Source organism: Phycisphaeraceae bacterium (assembly GCA_019636555.1).
Lineage (GTDB): Bacteria > Planctomycetota > Phycisphaerae > Phycisphaerales > UBA1924 > JAFEBO01.
In genome coordinates this window covers 2486372-2502350 of the sequence record JAHBXH010000001.1, presented here as the reverse complement: position 1 = coordinate 2502350, position 15979 = coordinate 2486372, and the positions used below count along the sequence as shown (strand labels likewise).

General features: G+C 62.2%; 27 protein-coding genes. All 27 read left to right on the top strand.

Going from position 1 to position 15979, the window contains the following annotated elements; all coding sequences use genetic code 11:
• Window positions 1-16 precede the first annotated feature (16 nt).
• The 27 genes from rpsJ (at window position 17) to KF691_10500 (ending at window position 15895) form a co-directional block, all read left to right on the top strand.
• Window positions 17-325 carry a 30S ribosomal protein S10 gene (gene rpsJ, locus KF691_10630; protein ID MBX3389895.1) on the top strand — a complete coding sequence of 103 codons (309 nt, stop codon included), beginning with the start codon at window positions 17-19 and terminating at the stop codon, window positions 323-325.
• 123 nt (window positions 326-448) lie between these two features.
• Window positions 449-1141: a 50S ribosomal protein L3 gene (gene rplC, locus KF691_10625; protein ID MBX3389894.1), complete on the top strand. Its 693-nt coding sequence runs from the start codon at window positions 449-451 to the stop codon at window positions 1139-1141.
• Between the two features lie 371 nt (window positions 1142-1512).
• Window positions 1513-2286: a 50S ribosomal protein L4 gene (gene rplD / locus KF691_10620; protein ID MBX3389893.1), complete on the top strand. Its 774-nt coding sequence runs from the start codon at window positions 1513-1515 to the stop codon at window positions 2284-2286.
• The gene (gene rplW, locus KF691_10615) at window positions 2287-2577 is read left to right on the top strand and encodes a 50S ribosomal protein L23 (protein MBX3389892.1); all 291 of its coding nucleotides are present in this window, start codon (window positions 2287-2289) and stop codon (window positions 2575-2577) included.
• Between the two features lie 27 nt (window positions 2578-2604).
• A complete protein-coding gene (gene rplB / locus KF691_10610) occupies window positions 2605-3462 on the top strand; it encodes a 50S ribosomal protein L2 (protein MBX3389891.1) in 858 nt (285 codons plus the stop codon).
• Window positions 3463-3513: 51 nt separating this feature from the next.
• Window positions 3514-3816 (top strand): 30S ribosomal protein S19, encoded by a 303-nt coding sequence (gene rpsS / locus KF691_10605; GenBank protein ID MBX3389890.1) that lies wholly within the window; start codon window positions 3514-3516, stop codon window positions 3814-3816.
• Window positions 3817-4086: 270 nt separating this feature from the next.
• Window positions 4087-4422 carry a 50S ribosomal protein L22 gene (gene rplV, locus KF691_10600; protein ID MBX3389889.1) on the top strand — a complete coding sequence of 112 codons (336 nt, stop codon included), beginning with the start codon at window positions 4087-4089 and terminating at the stop codon, window positions 4420-4422.
• 11 nt (window positions 4423-4433) lie between these two features.
• Window positions 4434-5135 carry a 30S ribosomal protein S3 gene (gene rpsC / locus KF691_10595; protein MBX3389888.1) on the top strand — a complete coding sequence of 234 codons (702 nt, stop codon included), beginning with the start codon at window positions 4434-4436 and terminating at the stop codon, window positions 5133-5135.
• Between the two features lie 62 nt (window positions 5136-5197).
• Window positions 5198-5617, top strand: coding sequence for a 50S ribosomal protein L16 (gene rplP / locus KF691_10590; GenBank protein MBX3389887.1), 420 nt, complete (start codon window positions 5198-5200; stop codon window positions 5615-5617).
• Between the two features lie 62 nt (window positions 5618-5679).
• Window positions 5680-5886: a 50S ribosomal protein L29 gene (gene rpmC, locus KF691_10585; GenBank protein ID MBX3389886.1), complete on the top strand. Its 207-nt coding sequence runs from the start codon at window positions 5680-5682 to the stop codon at window positions 5884-5886.
• A 52-nt stretch (window positions 5887-5938) separates the two neighbouring features.
• Entirely contained in the window at window positions 5939-6277 is a 339-nt protein-coding gene (gene rpsQ, locus KF691_10580; GenBank protein MBX3389885.1) for a 30S ribosomal protein S17, read from the top strand.
• A 43-nt stretch (window positions 6278-6320) separates the two neighbouring features.
• Window positions 6321-6707, top strand: a complete 387-nt coding sequence (gene rplN, locus KF691_10575) for a 50S ribosomal protein L14 (protein MBX3389884.1) — start codon at window positions 6321-6323, stop codon at window positions 6705-6707.
• A 1-nt stretch (window position 6708) separates the two neighbouring features.
• Window positions 6709-7062 (top strand): 50S ribosomal protein L24, encoded by a 354-nt coding sequence (gene rplX, locus KF691_10570; protein MBX3389883.1) that lies wholly within the window; start codon window positions 6709-6711, stop codon window positions 7060-7062.
• 24 nt (window positions 7063-7086) lie between these two features.
• Window positions 7087-7782, top strand: coding sequence for a 50S ribosomal protein L5 (rplE, locus tag KF691_10565; protein MBX3389882.1), 696 nt, complete (start codon window positions 7087-7089; stop codon window positions 7780-7782).
• A complete protein-coding gene (locus tag KF691_10560; GenBank protein ID MBX3389881.1) occupies window positions 7783-7968 on the top strand; it encodes a type Z 30S ribosomal protein S14 in 186 nt (61 codons plus the stop codon). It begins immediately after the preceding gene.
• 44 nt (window positions 7969-8012) lie between these two features.
• Window positions 8013-8411 (top strand): 30S ribosomal protein S8, encoded by a 399-nt coding sequence (gene rpsH, locus KF691_10555; GenBank protein MBX3389880.1) that lies wholly within the window; start codon window positions 8013-8015, stop codon window positions 8409-8411.
• Between the two features lie 70 nt (window positions 8412-8481).
• On the top strand, window positions 8482-9051 hold the full coding sequence (gene rplF / locus KF691_10550; protein MBX3389879.1) for a 50S ribosomal protein L6: 570 nt from the start codon (window positions 8482-8484) through the stop codon (window positions 9049-9051).
• A 38-nt stretch (window positions 9052-9089) separates the two neighbouring features.
• A complete protein-coding gene (gene rplR / locus KF691_10545; protein ID MBX3389878.1) occupies window positions 9090-9452 on the top strand; it encodes a 50S ribosomal protein L18 in 363 nt (120 codons plus the stop codon).
• Window positions 9453-9505: 53 nt separating this feature from the next.
• Window positions 9506-10225, top strand: coding sequence for a 30S ribosomal protein S5 (rpsE, locus tag KF691_10540; GenBank protein ID MBX3389877.1), 720 nt, complete (start codon window positions 9506-9508; stop codon window positions 10223-10225).
• Between the two features lie 35 nt (window positions 10226-10260).
• Window positions 10261-10941: a 50S ribosomal protein L15 gene (rplO, locus tag KF691_10535; GenBank protein ID MBX3389876.1), complete on the top strand. Its 681-nt coding sequence runs from the start codon at window positions 10261-10263 to the stop codon at window positions 10939-10941.
• Window positions 10942-11070: 129 nt separating this feature from the next.
• Window positions 11071-12477, top strand: a complete 1407-nt coding sequence (secY, locus tag KF691_10530; protein ID MBX3389875.1) for a preprotein translocase subunit SecY — start codon at window positions 11071-11073, stop codon at window positions 12475-12477.
• A gap of 38 nt (window positions 12478-12515) precedes the next feature.
• On the top strand, window positions 12516-12740 hold the full coding sequence (gene infA, locus KF691_10525) for a translation initiation factor IF-1 (GenBank protein MBX3389874.1): 225 nt from the start codon (window positions 12516-12518) through the stop codon (window positions 12738-12740).
• Window positions 12741-12837: 97 nt separating this feature from the next.
• Window positions 12838-13575 (top strand): polyprenol monophosphomannose synthase, encoded by a 738-nt coding sequence (locus KF691_10520; protein ID MBX3389873.1) that lies wholly within the window; start codon window positions 12838-12840, stop codon window positions 13573-13575.
• Between the two features lie 86 nt (window positions 13576-13661).
• Window positions 13662-13778: a 50S ribosomal protein L36 gene (gene rpmJ, locus KF691_10515; GenBank protein MBX3389872.1), complete on the top strand. Its 117-nt coding sequence runs from the start codon at window positions 13662-13664 to the stop codon at window positions 13776-13778.
• 72 nt (window positions 13779-13850) lie between these two features.
• The gene (gene rpsM, locus KF691_10510; protein ID MBX3389871.1) at window positions 13851-14234 is read left to right on the top strand and encodes a 30S ribosomal protein S13; all 384 of its coding nucleotides are present in this window, start codon (window positions 13851-13853) and stop codon (window positions 14232-14234) included.
• Window positions 14235-14297: 63 nt separating this feature from the next.
• Window positions 14298-14672, top strand: a complete 375-nt coding sequence (gene rpsK / locus KF691_10505) for a 30S ribosomal protein S11 (protein MBX3389870.1) — start codon at window positions 14298-14300, stop codon at window positions 14670-14672.
• A gap of 203 nt (window positions 14673-14875) precedes the next feature.
• The gene (locus KF691_10500) at window positions 14876-15895 is read left to right on the top strand and encodes a DNA-directed RNA polymerase subunit alpha (protein ID MBX3389869.1); all 1020 of its coding nucleotides are present in this window, start codon (window positions 14876-14878) and stop codon (window positions 15893-15895) included.
• Window positions 15896-15979: the final 84 nt, after the last annotated feature.

Sequence of the window (15979 nt, the reverse complement as noted above, 5' to 3'; positions counted from 1 at the left end):
ACGGAGCGATTTCTCGATGACCGGCGGCAAGATTCGAATTCGGATGGAGGCTTACGACCATATCGCCCTCGATGCTTCCGCCAAGGAAATCGTCGAGCACGCCAAGCGCACCAACGCGAAGGTCGCCGGCCCCGTGCCGCTCCCCACGCGCATCGAGCGCTACACGGTTCTCCGTTCGCCCTTCATCGATAAGAAGAGCCGCGAGCAGTTCGAGATCCGCACGCACAAACGCATCATCGACATCATCGAGCCCAACGCCCGCACGGTCGAAGCGCTCAATCGTCTCGTCGTTCCCGCCGGTGTGTTCATCAAGATCAAAGCGTAAGTTTGTTCAATCGGGGCCTGTTTTCAGGCCCTTTTTCGTTGGTTCACGGTTCGACAACTCGCGGCACGATGCTCCCCGATGGAGGAGCCTCTCGAAGAAAGTCGCACGAAAGGAAAGTCTTCCATGGCACTCTCACTGCTCGGTCGCAAAGTCGGCATGACGCGCGTCTTCAACGATGCCGGCGTCAACGTTCCCGTCACCGTTCTTCAACTCGGCCCGTGCGTCGTGACGCAGGTCCGCACGCCGGAGAAGGACGGCTACTCCGCGGTGCAGATCGGCTTTGAAGAAGTGAAGCCGCGCCGCTCAACGATTCCGGTCATCGGTCACGACGCCAAAGCCGGCGTGGGACCGCAGCGCGTTCACCGCGAATTCCTGGTTGATGCCAAGGACGCAGCGAATTTCTCGCTCGGCCAGGCGCTCACGGTCAAGGACTTTGCCGGAACGCTCTTCGTGGACGTCATCGGAACCAGCAAGGGCAAAGGCTTTCAGGGCACGATGAAGCGCTGGAACTTCAAGGGGCAATACGCCTCGCACGGTACCGAACGCAAGCACCGCTCCCCGGGCTCGATCGGCTCGCTCTGCTCGAACCGCGGCTTCGGCGGCGGTTTGGCCAAGGGCAAGAAGATGGCCGGCCACATGGGCGCCGTCCGCCGCACCTGCCGTTCGCTCGACATCGTCCGGATTGATGAAGAAAACAACCTGATGCTGGTCAAGGGCTCGGTTCCGGGTGCAAACACCGGGATCATCGAGGTCCGCCCGGCGATCCGGCTCTATCGCGGCAAGGCGAAGAAGGTCGCCGATGCCGCCAAGAAGTAAGGATTCCGTCTGCATGCAGGCCCTGGCGACTTGTCCGGGCCGGGTATGCAGGCAATAATCGCGACCCCAGATTTCACGGGGGTTTGAACGGACAGTCGCCGCCGGTTCCTCCAAGGCAGGAGTCGGCGTGCTCGGAAGGTCGGAAGGGTCTGCCCCGACGAAACCGCCGAGCGACGACAAATGAAGGGCTTGAAAGGGTTCGCAGCCCCAAGCCCGGACGGCCGAGTCGATTCCGAGCCGACCCCCGCGAGTGCAAATTCGCGCTCCCTTGGAGGGAACTGGAGGCGGACGGATAGGCGAGTAAGTGCCGGTTCTCGCGTCGCTCGATCGAGTGCGCGGGGCTGGTGAGGCGTCAGGACGAGAAAAGACAGATGGATGTCACCGTCTTCAACATGCAGGGTCAGTCGGTCGGAAAACTGACCGTTGACGAGAAAGCCCTTGGTGGCGAGATCAACGCCGGCCTGATCAAACAGGCCTACGTGCGTTATCACTCGAACCTCCGTCAGGGTTCAGCTCGCACCAAGAACCGCCACGAGGTCGAAGGCTCGACCAAGAAAATGTACAAGCAGAAGGGCACCGGCAACGCCCGCCACGGCGACCGCAAGGTGAACCTGATGAAGGGCGGCGGCCACGGCCACTCGAAGAAAAAGACGCGCGAGGATTTCCGCCTCGACATGCCCAAGAAGATGCGGCGCAAGGCCAACCGCAACGCGCTGCTCGCCAAGCTCATCGACAACGAAGTGAAGATTGTCGACTCGATCGCGATGAAGGAGCCCAAGACCAAGGACTTCTCCGCGTTTCTCGAAGCCATCAAGGTTGATTCTTCGGCGCTCGTCGCCCTCGGCAGCGACCCGTCCCAGACGCGGAACGCCCGCCTCTCGGCTCGCAACATCGACGGCATCTCGCTCGTCCACGCGACCGACATCAACGCGTTCAACCTTTTGAATCACCGCTACCTCGTCATCACCAAGGCCGAGCTCGAGTCGTGGCTCACCGGCCCTTCGTCGCAGACCGGCAAGGACGCGAAGACGGCTCCGAAGGGGGCCGCTCCGGAAGCCGAGAAGCCGGCCAAGGCCCCGAAGGCCAAAGCCGAAAAGCCGGCAGCCGAAAAACCAGCAGCCAAGAAGACGAAGGAGGCCCGCTAAATGCCAGCCAACGTCGCGCCACATCACATCATCAAGAAGCCCCTCGTCACCGAAAAGGGCACCTTCGCGATGAACGAACTGACCAAGTACACCTTCCTTGTCGATCCGCGCGCCACCAAGACGGAAATCAAGGAAGCGGTGCAGGCGATCTATAACGTCAGCGTCACCGGCGTCAACACCGTCACCAGCAAGGGCAAGTTCAAGCCCACGCGTTTCGGTCTTCGCGTCGAACCCACCACCAAAAAGGCAATCGTCACCCTCAAGAAGGGCGAGACGATCGAGTTGTTCTGACACCCACCCTCCCCCCGGAGCTGAATCATGCCGATTCGCATCTACAACAAGACCAGCGCCGGGCGCCGCTTCGCCTCGGTCAACATGCACGCCGAGGTCACGAAGAAGAACCCCGAAAAGTCGCTGCTCGCGCCGATCAAGAAGTCGGGCGGACGCAACAACCAGGGCGTCATCACCTCGCGCGGCATCGGCGGCGGTGCGAAGAAGAACTACCGCCTTATCGACTTCAAGCGCAAAGACCGTCACAATGTCGAAGGCAAGATCGCCGGCATCGAGTATGACCCCAACCGCTCGTGCCACATCGCGCTCGTGCAGTACTCCGACGGCGTGAAGCGCTACATCCCGGCTCCCGCAGGCATTAAGGACGGACAGGTCATCCTGACCTCGACCGATGCCGCGGTTGAACCCACCGTCGGCAACGCGATGCCGCTGGCATTCATCCCGACCGGTCTCGAAGTCCATTGTGTTGAACTGATTCCGGGTCGTGGCGCTCAGATGTGCCGCGGCGCCGGCACGTTTGCCCGCCTCTCGAACAAAGAGGGCGACTACGCGACGCTGGTTCTGCCCTCGGGTGAAGTCCGCCGCGTTCCGCAAACCTGCATGGCGACGATCGGCGCCGTCGGCAACGGCGATCATCGTCTCCGCCGCCTCGGCAAAGCCGGCCTGACCCGCCTGCTCGGTCGGCGCCCGATTACCCGCGGCATCGCGAAGAGCCACCATGCCCACCCGTTGGGCGGTGGCTCTGGTCGTTCAAAGGGCAATCGTCCTCCATGCGGACCGACCGGCGTGCTCGCCAAGGGCGCTCCGACCCGCAACAAGAAGAAGCACTCCACCAAGCTCATCATCCGCCGGCGCGTCAGCAAGCGGTACGGCCAGCTCAAGTAATTCACCGTCAGTCAATCACCGGATCAGAAAGTACACCGAGGAAACGAGAACATGGGTCGCAGCCTGAAAAAAGGTCCGTACGTCGACGAGAAGATCTTTCGCAAGATCGAGAATCTCAACGCGCAGCGGAAGAAGGAGCCCATCAAGACCTGGGCCCGTCGGTGCACCATCGTCCCCGAGTTCGTCGGTCACACGTTCAAGGTTCACAACGGGCGCATCTTCATGGATGTGTTCGTCACCGAGGACATGGTCGGTCACAAGCTCGGCGAGTTCAGCAACACCCGCACGTTCCGCGGGCACACGAACAAGAAGGAAGGCGTGGAGGGTGGCGACGGCGCGCCCACCAAGGCCTGATTCGAAAGGCACAGAGCCTGGTCGGTCGGATAGTCAGCGGTTTGCTCGGAGGTTTTTCAAGTGAGAATCAGAGCCGACAGAATCAAACAGCTCGCCGGAACCCGCAAGGTGACGCGCGCTCAGCTCGCGCAGGCCATCGAGCGCGACGGACTCAAGGGCGCTTCCGCCAAGTCCGCGCTCGACAACTGGCTGCGCGGCCGCAACCACCCGCGCGCCCGCAAAGGCGACATCGAAAAGCTTGCCGGCGCTCTGGGCGTCGCGGGCAAGGACATCGCCAAGTTCACGAGCGAAGTCCGCTTCCACCGCGGCTCGCCCCGCAAGGCTGATCTGCTCGTCGATCTCGTCCGCGGCAAGCCGGTCGAAGAGGCGCTCAACCTCCTCACCTTCACGACCAAGCGCGCCGCCGTCAACGTCAAGAAGTGTCTCGCCGCGGCAATTGCCGACGCGGAGCAGAACGAAGCGGACGTCACGAACCTCGTCGTTTCCGAGGCCCGAATCGACGATGCGCCCCGCATCAAGCGTTTCAATCAGAAAGACCGCGGCCGGGCTCACCAGATTCTCAAGCGGCTCACGCACATCACCGTCAGCGTTCAGGAGCGCGCGTAAGCGCATCATCCATGGGACAAAAGACCAACCCATTCGGTTTCCGGCTCGGCATCACCGAGGCTCACAAGAGCCGCTGGTACGCCCCCAAAGCGCTCTACGGCGAGCTGCTTGTTGAAGACGCGAAGATCCGCGGCTACCTCGACAAGCGCCTCAACCGCAAGCCGCCGTATGCCGCCGTCAGCGATATCCACATCGAGCGCACCCGCGAAGAGCTCAAGGTCATCATCAAGACCGCTCGTCCGGGCCTGGTCATCGGACCCAAGGGCGCCGAAGTGGAGCGCATGACCGAAGAGCTTCAGTACATGACCGGCCGAAAGGTCGCGATCTCGATCCTCGAGATCCGTAACCCCGACCTCGAAGCGACACTGATCGCCGAGGCCGTTGCCGAGCAGCTCGTGAAGCGCGCTTCGTACCGTCGCGTGATCAAGATGCGCTGCGACGCCGCAATGCAGGCCGGGGCTAAGGGCGTGCGTATCCAGGTCGGCGGCCGTCTCGGCGGCGCCGAAATCAGCCGCGTCATGGCGATGCGTCTTGGCTCGCTCCCGCTCTCGACGCTGCAGGCGCACATCGACTACGGCACGGCCGAAGCGATGACGACCTACGGCGTCATCGGCGTGAAGTGCTGGGTCTACAAAGGTCTCTACACCACCGAACGCACCGAAGAAGAGTCCGATGCCGCCGGCGGCCGCGCCCGCGCTCGTGGCCGGCGCTGATCGAGGTTTTCCGGTTTGTTGTCCGCTTCTCGTTTTCCGCTTTTCGATTTGGAGTTCCGCAAATGGCCTTGATGCCCAAACGAGTGAAGTACCGCAAAGAGCAGCGTCGCATCCGCGATCGCAAGGCGACGAAGGGCAACTACGTCGCGTATGGCGATTACGGTCTGCAATCGCTCGACGGCGCGTGGCTTCCCGGAAACGTGATCGAGGCCGGTCGCGTCGCGGCGCAGCACTTTCTCAAGCGCGAAGGCAAGCTGTTCATCCGCGTCTTCCCGGACAAGCCGATCAGCAAGAAGCCGCTCGAGACGCGAATGGGAACCGGAAAGGCCGAAGTCGAGTACTGGGCGGCCCGCATCAAGCCCGGCACGGTGCTCTTCGAGATCGCCGGCGTTCCGGAAGCGACCGCCAAGCTCGCGTTCGTGCGCGTCGCGATGAAGATGCCCGTGAAGACCCGCTTTGTCGGCCGCCGCGTCCGCGTGTGATCGAGAGATAGAAGAGCAGAATTTGAAGAGCAAGAAGTTCAAGAGCAAGTTGGAATCAAGCCATGAAGTCTGAATCGCTCGATGTCAAGAAGTTCCAGGATCAGCAGCTCAAAGACGAGCTCGCCAGCCTTCAGAAGAAGCTCTTCGATCTGCGCTCGCAGACCGTGACCGAAAAGGTCAAGGACACCAGCCAGTTCTCGAAGACCCGCCGCAACATCGCCCGCATCAACACCGAACTCCGAGCCCGTCAATCCGCAGCCAAGAAGTAAGACCAGATAAGACCAGTCGATTTCCGCACCTCCCGCCAAGGGAAAGACACGAATGCCCACCAGCACTTCCAAAACCGCAAAGCCCGCCGCTCAGCCCGAGGCCACGTCGCTCAAGGGAACCAAGATCGGCGTCGTCGAATCCGACAAGCGCGACAAGACGCGCAAGGTCGTGATCGCGTACCAGGCGATGCACCCCAAGTACGGCAAGTACGTCCGTCAGCGCACCGTGCTCCACATCCACGACGAGAACAACGAGAGCAAGCTCGGTGATCTGGTCGAGGTCGCGCAGTGCCGCCCCATGAGCAAGACCAAGTTCTGGCGTCTGGTCCGGATCGTCGAGCGCCGCAGCGCCGCCGCCACCGCCCTCGCCAGCGCCAAGGAAATCGTCTGAGTCCGCACCGGCCACATCGCACACCAGCCAAGAAGACCCAACCATGCTCCAGCAAGAAACACGATGCGAAGTCGCGGACAACTCGGGCGCCAAGATCGCCTACGTGATCCGTGTCTACGGCGGCTCGACCGCCTCCGGCGCCTTCACGCGGCGCATCGCCAACGTCGGCGACCGCGTGTTCGTTTCGATCAAGCGCGCTCTCGCCGGCTCGGACGTCAAGGAAGGCGATAAGTCCAAGGCCGTCGTGGTCCGCACGACCAAGCCCACACGTCGCGCCGACGGTTCGTACGTCAAGTTCGATTCCAACGCCGTGGTCCTCATCCAGGACGACGGCAACCCCAAGGGCACGCGCATCTTCGGACCCGTCGCCCGTGAACTCCGCGAGAAGAACTACATGAAGATTGTCTCGCTCGCGACGGAGGTGGTCTGACATGCCCGCACACGTTCGAAAAGGTGACACCGTCTTCGTCCGCTCCGGTTCGGCCAAGGGCCAGACCGGCGAAGTCGTCCGCGTCGATGTCAAGCACAGCCGCGTTTACATCAAGGGCGTGAATCTCCGCGTCAAGCACATGAGGCCGACGCAGGCGGCCCCGCAGGGCGGCGTCGTTCAGCGCGAGGCGCCGATCCACATTTCCAATGTGAGCCCCGTCGCTGAAGGCAAGCCGACGCGCGTCCGTTTCGTCACCAAGTCCGACGGTTCCAAAGTGCGCGTCGCGGTCAAGGGCGGCGCGGAGCTTTCCGTCCTTCACAAGGGCGGTCGCCAGAAGACCAAGAAGCCGCACTAATCCAGAGCGATCACGAGAACCACCATGTCCAGCGATCAAGACAAACAGAAACAGCAAAAGCCCCAGGGCGGAAGGCCGCAAGGCTCGAAGCCCAAGGACGGCGGCTCGAAAAAGGGCAAGTACGACGACGTCCCGGCCGAAACCGGCCCGAAGACGCCGCCGCGCCTGAAGGTTCGCTTCGAGCAGGAAGTCCGCTCGAAGGTTGCCGAGAAGTTCGGCATCAAGAACCCGATGGCGATGCCCAAGCTCGAGAAGATCGTGCTGAACGTCAACATGGGTCGCCACATCGAGGGCACGAAGATCCCGCCGCACATCAAGGCTCAGGTCATCGAGACTCTGACCAAGGTCACCGGCCAGAAGCCCGTCGTCGTGAAGGCCAAGAAGAGCGTCGCGAACTTCAAGCTCCGTGCGGGCTACGAGTCGTCGGCGATGGTCACGATCCGGCGCGACCGGATGTGGCACTTCCTTGATCGATTCATCAACCTCGCGACGCCCCGTATCAAGGACTTCCGCGGGCTCTCCGACACCGCGTTCGACCGCCAGGGCAACTACGCCACCGGCGTCACCGAACAGGGCGTCTTCCCCGAGATCAACATGGCCGAGGCGCAGTTCACCCACGGCATGAACATCAACGTCTGTTTCGCCCGCTCCAACAAGGACCGCAGCCGCTTCGTTCTCGAGCAGCTCGGCATGCCGTTCAAGAAGCCGGAGGGCAAGTAAATGACGACCAAGGCACAGATGGCCAAAAGCCGTCGCACTCCCAAGTTCAGCACCCGCACCGTGCGTCGCTGCGAACTGACCGGCCGCGCCCGCGGCGTCTATCGCAAGTTCCGCATCTCACGCATCATGCTCCGCAAACTCGCCCTGGAAGGCAAAATCCCGGGCATGCGCAAGGCCAGTTGGTAAGCAGTTGGTAAGCCCCCCACGCGGGCACGAAAGAGGTATTCACGATGTCCATCGGCGACCCCATCGCGGACATGCTCACCCGGATCCGGAACGCGGTCCACATCAAGGCCAAGGCCGTCACTTGCCTCAACAGCAAGGTCTGCCGCGGCATCGCCAACGTCCTCAAGGACGAGGGCTATATCGAAGGCTTTGATGTGATCGAGGACGGACGGCAGGGCCTGATCAAGATCCGCCTCAAGTACACCACCGGCGGCGACCCGCTCATGCACTCCCTCGAGCGCATGAGCAAGCCCGGCCGGCGCATGTACCGAGGCGTGGACCTTCTCCCCAAGCCCATGCAGGGCCTTGGCATCGCCATCGTTTCCACCAGCAAGGGCGTGCTCAGCGACCGCATGGCCCGCGAGCAGCGCATCGGCGGCGAACTTCTCTGCACCATCGAGTAACCCCCACCCAGCACCCAACTGGCGGAAGCCGGAACAACATCCGCGAGCAACACGCCAAGGAGCCCTGACCATGTCCCGTATCGGAAAAAAACCCATTGAAGTTCCCGCCGGAGTCAAGGTCTCCGTCAGCGGCAACACGGTCGAACTCCAGGGCCCCAAGGGCAAGGACAAGCTCGTCGTCCACCCCAAGGTGAAGGTCGCTTGGTCCGAGAGCGAGAAAGCGATCAGCGTTTCGCTCGCGAACAGCAAGGATGAGAACGACGCCGACGCGAAGGCGCAGTGGGGCACCACTCGTGCGCTCGTTCGCAACATGATCGAAGGCGTCACCAAGGGCTACGAGAAAACGATGCAGGTCGTCGGTACGGGCTGGACCGCGTCGCTCGCCGGCAAGAACCTCAAGCTCACCGTCGGTATGGCGAACGCGATCCTGATGCCGGTCCCCGAGGGGCTTACCGTGGTCGTCGAAAAGCAGGTCGGTGAACTCACCCCGATCAAGGTTTCCGGCGTTTCGCGCCAGCTTGTCGGTCAGTTTGCTTCGGCCATGCGGGCCAAGCGCAAGCCCGAACCCTACAACGGCAAGGGCATCAAGTACGCCGAAGAAACTATCAAGCGCAAGCAGGGCAAGCAGTTCGGAGCCTGATCCGTCACGTCAAAGACTAAAGAGCGAAAGAACCAGTCATGAACAAGCAAGTCAACAAGCAGGTTCGTCGGACGCGTCGGCGGATCGGCCTGCGCAAACGGATCTCGGGCACGACGCAGCAGCCGCGCCTGAGCATCTACAAGTCGCTCAACCACATGTACGCCCAGATCATCGACGATCTGTCCGGTCGCACGATTGTCGCCGCTTCGACCACCGACAAATCGGTGAAGACCGAGAAGACCGGGAACGCCAAGGCCGCCGAAGCCGTCGGCACGCTCCTCGCCGAGCGCGCCAAGGGCAAGGGCGTGACCACCGTCGTGTTCGATCGCTCCGGCTTCCGTTTCCACGGTCGCGTGAAGGCTCTCGCCGACGCCGCCCGCAAGGCCGGACTCAAATTCTGATTTACCTTTGATTGCTGAATACCGATCGCTGAAAGCTGACTAGGACCCAACCCATGCCCGAGATTCTTGACGAAGCAAGTTCAATCGAGTCCACGACCGTCGGCGTCTTCCGCACGTCGGCCACGGTGAAGGGCGGCCGGCGCTTCAGCTTCGGCGCGCTCGTGGTCGTCGGCGATCGCAAGGGTCGCGTCGGCTTTGGCTACGGCAAGAGCAACGAAGTGCCGCAGGCGGTCGAGAAGGCCCAGAAGTACGCCAAGCGTGCCATGTCGGATGTGCCGATGGCCGGCCGCACGCTCCCGCACGAAGTCGAAGGAAAGTTCGGCGCCTCCAAAGTCCGTCTGATCCCGGCTTCGCCGGGAACCGGCGTCGTCGCCGGATCGACCATCCGCGCCATCCTCGAAATGGCCGGCATCACCGACTGTCTCACCAAGTGCTACGGCAACACCAACTCGTTCAACATCGTCAAGGCCTGCTTCGACGGGATCGATCGCCTCCGCAAGCGTGAGGAAGTCGCGGACGCACGCGGCGTGAAGATCGACACCACCGAAATCGAAAAGAAGATCGAAAAGGGCAAGGCCTTTGTTTCGACCGCCAAGGGCGAGAAGATGAAGGGCCCCGTCAACACCATCGGCCAGGAACGTCGAGGCGGACGTGGGGGTGGTGGTGGCCGAGGCGGTCGAGGCGGACGGGCCGGCCGTGATGCCGGTCGCGACGGCGGCCAGAGCGCGCCGGCAGGTGACGGAGCTTCGGGCGGCGGCGCACCCCAGAACTGAACGATTCAAAGAGCATTTCCGAGAGGGTTTCTCCCATGATGATCCACGACATTACAGCCAAAGCCGGACGCTACAAAAAGCGCAAGCGCGTCGGTCGCGGCGAAGGCTCCGGCCACGGCAAGCAGTCGGGCCGCGGCCAGAAGGGCGCGAGCTCGCGCTCTGGTTACTCCGCGAAGCGCAGCTTCGAAGGCGGCCAGATGCCGTATTTCCGGCGACTGGCGAAGTTCGGCTTCACCAACGCCGCTTTCCGCACCCACTTCTGGATCGTAAACCTGCGCGAGATCGTCGCTCACCCGTCGTTTGCCAAGGGCGGCACGGTGAACATCAAGTCGCTGCAGGAAGCGGGCCTTGTCCGCGACGACAGCCGCGATCTCAAGATTCTCGGCGCCGTCGGCGATGAGGGCCTCAAGGTCAAGCTCACCGTTGAAGCGGCTCGAGTCTCCGACAAAGCTGCGCAGCTCATCACCCAGGCCGGCGGCAGCGTCAAGCAGACCGGCACGCGTCGCGACAAGGTCCGCGGCATCGATCTGACCAGCGAGGATCGCACGCCAAAGAACCTGACCAAGAAACTCAAGCGGTCCTCCAAGCCCAAGAAGGTTTCGGACGAAGAGGGTGATGAGGAAGCGACCAAGGACGCCAAGGCCGCGAAACCGGCCAAGGCCGAAGAGAAGGGCGCGGACAAGGGCGCTTCCAAGAAGCCGCCCGCCGCCGAGTGACCCTCAGAGTTCCCAATGTTCCTCCCCGGCCCCGCGTGAAATGACGCGGGGTCATTTGTTTCCGCACATTCCGCATCGCGCGGAATACACTTGGCTTCTTCGATTCACTCAGCCCAACTCGAGCCACGAATGTTCGCCACTCTCAACAACATCTTTTCGATTCGGGATCTTCGAAACAAGATCCTGTTCACCTTCGCGATGCTCCTGGTCTTCCGCATCGGGCACTGGATCCCCCTGCCGGGAATCAACCAGGAAGCGCTCGCGAAGATGATGAAGAGCGCTTCCGAGAGCAGCAGCGCGTTCGGTCGCGTCGCCGATTTCGTCACCATGTTTTCCGGAGGATCGCTCTCTCACTCGACCATCTTCGGTCTCGGCGTGATGCCGTACATCACGGCGGGCATCATCTTTCAGCTCGTCGCCACGGTCTCTCCCCGGCTCAAAAAGTTGCAGGAAGAAGGACCGACGGGTCGCCAGAAAGTCATGGAGTGGACTCGCTACGTCACGGTCGCGCTCTGCATCGTGCAGGCGGCGGGTTGGATCGGGTACCTGCGCTCGCAGGATTTCATCATGCCGCAATATGTCAACAGCGGCCTCTGGTGGACGATGGCCGTCGCGACGCTGACCGCGGGCACGATCTTCCTGATGTGGATCGGCGAGCAGATCGATCGATTCGGAATCGGTAACGGCGTGTCGATGATCATCATGGCGGGCATCCTCGCCGGGATGCCGCAAGCGCTTCTCGACGCGAACAAAAACTTCGATCCGGGCAACTCGGACAAGATGGGCTGGATGGGCCTCATCATGCTCTGTCTCGGCTTCCTGGTCGTCGTGGGCGGCTCGGTCTTGATGACCATCGCGCAGCGGCGCATCCCCGTGCAGCAGGCCAAGCACACGCGCGGCCGGCGCGTCTTCGGCGGGCAGAAGAGCTATCTGCCCCTTCGCATCAATCACGGCGGCGTGATGCCGATCATCTTCGCCAGCTCGCTCATGATGTTCCCGAGCGTTCTGTTCGCATGGATTCACGAGTATGTCAACGCCTACCTGAACCGCACGGGTTCATCGCAGGGCTTCTTCTATCACCTCTCGCAGTTCCTCGCGATCAATTTCACGCAGGGAGAGTATCTGTACGTCGTCCTCTACATCGTGATGGTCTATTTCTTCAGCTACTTCTGGATCACCGTGCAATTCAATCCGCAGGACATGAGCAAGCAGCTCAAAGAACACGGTTCGTTCATTCCCGGGTTGCGTCCGGGGCCGCGCACGGCCGAGTATCTCGAAACGGTCATCACGCGGGTGACCTTTGTCGGCGCCGCGTTCCTTTCGGTGATCGCGATTCTGCCGGTCGTTGTGAACAAGGCGTTCGGAGTTCCGCCGACGGTCACGCAGTTCCTGGGCGGCACCGGTTTGCTCATCGTGGTTTCGGTCTGCATGGATTTCCTCCAGAAGGTGGAAGCCCAGTTGCTCATGCGGAACTACGCCGGGTTCCTGTCCGAGGGCGAAGAGGGCGGCCCCAAGTTCCACGGCCCGCGAGGTTGAGGCAAAGTTGATCCGGTTCCGAGCACGCAGGGAGTTTCATGGGTAAGCAGGACGACAAGTTCACGTTCGAGGCCGAGGTCACCGAAGCGCTTCCGAACGCGATGTTCAAGGTTCGCCTGCCCAATGAGCAGAAGACGGAAGTACTGGCGTATGTCTCCGGCAAAATGCGCATGAACTACATCCGCATCCTCCCCGGCGACAAGGTCACCGTCGAGATGAGCCCGTACGACCTTTCGAAGGCACGCATCACGTTCCGGCATTGACCGTCCGATCGTGATGGTGCGTCTCGCTCGATCAGATTCACATCGCAAAGCCCCGGAATCCCGCGTCATGGTCGAGGCCCCTCCGAAGAGTGCAGCGATGCCGGCAGGCGCACCCGTCTTAACCCCGCGCGTATCCGTCGTCGTTCCCACATTCCGCGAAGCGTCCAACATCCAGGAACTCGTGGAACGCATCGAATGCGCGGTTCCGGATTCTGAAGTTATCATCGTCGACGACAACAGCAACGACGGAACGGATGAGGCCGTCCGAAATCTCGCGCGAGACAACGTCCGTTTGCACGTCCGCACGACCGAGCGCGGGCTTTCGTCCGCCGTGATCGCCGGTTGCCACCTCGCCCGCGGCACGCACATCGTGGTCATGGACGCCGATCTCAGCCATCCGCCCGAGTCCATTCCCGCGATGATCACGGAGCTCGAACGCGGCGCCGACTTTGTCATCGGTTCGCGATACATCGCGGGCGGCAGCACCGATGCCGCGTGGACCCTTTTCCGCCGCATCAACAGTCTTTTTGCCACGCTGCTCGCCCGCCCGCTCACAAAGCTGTCCGACCCCATGTCGGGTTTCTTCGCGATGCGCTCGGAAGACTTTCGGGCCTCGCGCGACCTCAACCCGATCGGCTACAAGATCGCCCTCGAAATGCTGGTCAAGGGGCCCTTCCGTGTCCACCGCGAGGTTCCGATCCACTTCGCCGATCGCAAGCGGGGGGAGAGCAAGCTGAGCCTGAAGGAGCAAATCCGGTATGTCCGGCATCTCGCCCGGCTCTACCGGTTCAAATTGATCGGTTCCCGAACAGTTTCCACCCCCCGGAAAGGCTGACTTTCACGGGGCTGTGGCCTAGTATTTCGGCCCGGGCCGGCTCGAACCGGACCGGTGTCGAACAAGCAAGCAGGAATGGGTGTCTCATGAAGGTTAAAGCGAGCGTTCGTCGCATTTGCAACCAGTGTCAGGTTGTCCGCCGCAAAGGCAAGGTGCGCGTGATTTGCAAGGCAGAGCCCAAGCACAAGCAGGTGCAGGGCTGATCGTTTAGTCCATCCCGGCGCCACGCGCCGGTTCCGTTCGCGGCAACAACCGCGAAGCAGCGAGGAGTTCCGATGCCCCGTATCGCCGGCGTTGACGTGCCCGACAACAAGAAGATGCTCTACGCGATCCAGTACATCCACGGGATCGGTCCGCGCTTCGCCAAGGCCATCCTCGATGAAGCCGGCGTGAACGGCGACACGCGGGCTCGCGAAGTCCCCGAGACCCAGCTCGCGCAGATCAACGCCATCATCGACGCGAACTATCTCGTCGAGGGTGCGCTCCGCCGCCAGGTGCAGCAGAACATCCAGCGCTTGAAGGACATCCGCAGCTATCGGGGCGAGCGTCACCGCAAGGGCCTTCCGGTCCGCGGCCAGCGCACGCAGTCGAATGCTCGCACCCGCAAGGGCAAGAAGAAGACCGTCGCCGGCAAGAAGGGCGTCAAGGCCAAGGCCTAATCGGGTTTTACATCTAGCACAGCGGGGACGACACTTCGTGTCGGATGATCCGCGGAGGATTGCATGTCGAAGAAGGGTAAAGTCAGGAAGAACGTCGTCCGTGGCATCGCTCACATCAAGGCGACGCAGAACAACACGCTCATCACCATCACCGACGCCAACGGCGAGACCGTCGCGTGGGATTCGGCCGGCACGATCGGCTTCAAGGGCGCCCGCAAGAGCACCCCGTTCGCCGCGACCCGCGCCGCTGAAACCTGCGGCCAGAAGGTCCGCAAGATGGGCATGAGCGAAGTCGAGATTCGTATCCGCGGCTCGGGCGCGGGACGCGAGTCGGCCGTGAACGGGCTGGTTTCGACCGGCCTCCGCGTCTCGGCGATCGAAGATCACACGCCTGTTCCCCACAACGGCTGTCGCCCCGCGAAGCGCCGTCGCGTCTAATGCACTTCACGTTGCATGCTCGAAGGAGCACGCAACGCTTTCTCGAAATCGTGTCGCTTCCCTCGAGCAGAAGAGGCGATGAGAAGCGCGGCAGCTTCTCTCGTTCCTCGTGAATCGGCGGGTTTCGCGACAGTCAGTTCGGAGACACGGGCGATTTCGCTCTCGTTTCCTTGTCCCTGCCGCCTGATTCGGAGATTCAGAACATGCGATTCCGCTGGCGTGGATTGGAACTTCCCACTCGTATCGGCGCCGACTCTCGCTTCAACAGCAGCGTCTACGGCCGCTTTGTGATCGAGCCGTTCGAGCGCGGCTTCGGCACGACCGTCGGCAACAGCCTCCGGCGCGTTCTTCTCAGCAGCCTCGAAGGCGCCGCCGTGACGCAGATCAAGGTGAAGGGTGCGCCGCACGAGTTCTCGAGCATCCCCGGCGTAATGGAAGACGCGACCGATCTGGTCCTCAACGTCAAGAACCTCGTCGTGAAGCTCGAAGGCGATGAGTCCAAGACCATGCGCCTCGCGGCCCGCGGCCCCGGCGAGATCACGGCCGACATGATCGAAGCCGATACCGCCGTGACGATCGTCAACAAGGAACTCGTGATCGCGACCCTCACCGAGAAGGTCGATTTCGAGATGGAGCTCACCGTCGGCCGCGGGCGGGGCTATGTCCCGGCCAGCGAGCAGATCGCGGCGCAGGAAGAGGATCAGGAAATCGGCATCATCCCGATCGACGCGATCTACAGCCCCGTGCAGCGCGTGCGCTACAAGGTCGAGGACGCCCGCGTCGGACAGCGCACCGACTACGACAAGCTCACGCTCGAGATCTGGACCAACGGCACGGTTACGCCCGAGATGGCGATGGTCGAGGCCGCCAAGATTCTCCGCAAGCACCTCAACCCGTTCGTGCAGTATTTCGAGCTCGGACCGGACACGGTGAGCGAAGAGGCCGCTGCCGCCGCGAGCGTGGACGAGGAACTCATCCGCAAGCTCAACATGAGCACCAACGAGCTCGAGCTTTCGGTCCGCGCCAGCAACTGCCTGGAGTCGGCCCGCATCGACACGGTCGCCCAGTTGGTCACTCAGACCGACGGCACGCTCCTCAAGCTCCGTTCGTTCGGGCGCACCAGTCTCCGCGAAGTGAAGCGCAAGCTGCAGGACATCGGCCTCGACCTCGGCATGACGTTGCCCGAGGGCTTCGTGGTCAAGCAGCCCGAGATCCCCGCCTGATCGTGGCACCGCCCTTCTGGGCGGTGTTCCCCTTTGCATTTCCTCAGGGCGGGCAGAAATGCCCGCCCTTTGCTTCAGAACTTG

Bases quoted from the DNA above. Each gene is read 5' to 3' on its own strand.
- secY (MBX3389875.1), top strand. From the start codon at position 11,071: ATGTTCGCCACTCTCAACAACATCTTTTCGATTCGGGATCTTCGAAAC.
- rpsH (MBX3389880.1), top strand. From the start codon at position 8,013: ATGTCCATCGGCGACCCCATCGCGGACATGCTCACCCGGATCCGGAAC.
- KF691_10520 (MBX3389873.1), top strand. From the start codon at position 12,838: ATGCCGGCAGGCGCACCCGTCTTAACCCCGCGCGTATCCGTCGTCGTT.
- rplO (MBX3389876.1), top strand. From the start codon at position 10,261: ATGATGATCCACGACATTACAGCCAAAGCCGGACGCTACAAAAAGCGC.
- rpsM (MBX3389871.1), top strand. From the start codon at position 13,851: ATGCCCCGTATCGCCGGCGTTGACGTGCCCGACAACAAGAAGATGCTC.
- rpmC (MBX3389886.1), top strand. From the start codon at position 5,680: ATGAAGTCTGAATCGCTCGATGTCAAGAAGTTCCAGGATCAGCAGCTC.
- rpsQ (MBX3389885.1), top strand. From the start codon at position 5,939: ATGCCCACCAGCACTTCCAAAACCGCAAAGCCCGCCGCTCAGCCCGAG.
- rplB (MBX3389891.1), top strand. From the start codon at position 2,605: ATGCCGATTCGCATCTACAACAAGACCAGCGCCGGGCGCCGCTTCGCC.
- KF691_10500 (MBX3389869.1), top strand. From the start codon at position 14,876: ATGCGATTCCGCTGGCGTGGATTGGAACTTCCCACTCGTATCGGCGCC.
- rplP (MBX3389887.1), top strand. From the start codon at position 5,198: ATGGCCTTGATGCCCAAACGAGTGAAGTACCGCAAAGAGCAGCGTCGC.
- rpmJ (MBX3389872.1), top strand. From the start codon at position 13,662: ATGAAGGTTAAAGCGAGCGTTCGTCGCATTTGCAACCAGTGTCAGGTT.
- rplX (MBX3389883.1), top strand. From the start codon at position 6,709: ATGCCCGCACACGTTCGAAAAGGTGACACCGTCTTCGTCCGCTCCGGT.
- rplR (MBX3389878.1), top strand. From the start codon at position 9,090: ATGAACAAGCAAGTCAACAAGCAGGTTCGTCGGACGCGTCGGCGGATC.
- rpsE (MBX3389877.1), top strand. From the start codon at position 9,506: ATGCCCGAGATTCTTGACGAAGCAAGTTCAATCGAGTCCACGACCGTC.
- rpsS (MBX3389890.1), top strand. From the start codon at position 3,514: ATGGGTCGCAGCCTGAAAAAAGGTCCGTACGTCGACGAGAAGATCTTT.
- rpsC (MBX3389888.1), top strand. From the start codon at position 4,434: ATGGGACAAAAGACCAACCCATTCGGTTTCCGGCTCGGCATCACCGAG.
- rpsK (MBX3389870.1), top strand. From the start codon at position 14,298: ATGTCGAAGAAGGGTAAAGTCAGGAAGAACGTCGTCCGTGGCATCGCT.
- rplD (MBX3389893.1), top strand. From the start codon at position 1,513: ATGGATGTCACCGTCTTCAACATGCAGGGTCAGTCGGTCGGAAAACTG.
- rplN (MBX3389884.1), top strand. From the start codon at position 6,321: ATGCTCCAGCAAGAAACACGATGCGAAGTCGCGGACAACTCGGGCGCC.
- rplF (MBX3389879.1), top strand. From the start codon at position 8,482: ATGTCCCGTATCGGAAAAAAACCCATTGAAGTTCCCGCCGGAGTCAAG.
- KF691_10560 (MBX3389881.1), top strand. From the start codon at position 7,783: ATGACGACCAAGGCACAGATGGCCAAAAGCCGTCGCACTCCCAAGTTC.
- infA (MBX3389874.1), top strand. From the start codon at position 12,516: ATGGGTAAGCAGGACGACAAGTTCACGTTCGAGGCCGAGGTCACCGAA.
- rplW (MBX3389892.1), top strand. From the start codon at position 2,287: ATGCCAGCCAACGTCGCGCCACATCACATCATCAAGAAGCCCCTCGTC.
- rplE (MBX3389882.1), top strand. From the start codon at position 7,087: ATGTCCAGCGATCAAGACAAACAGAAACAGCAAAAGCCCCAGGGCGGA.
- rplC (MBX3389894.1), top strand. From the start codon at position 449: ATGGCACTCTCACTGCTCGGTCGCAAAGTCGGCATGACGCGCGTCTTC.
- rpsJ (MBX3389895.1), top strand. From the start codon at position 17: ATGACCGGCGGCAAGATTCGAATTCGGATGGAGGCTTACGACCATATC.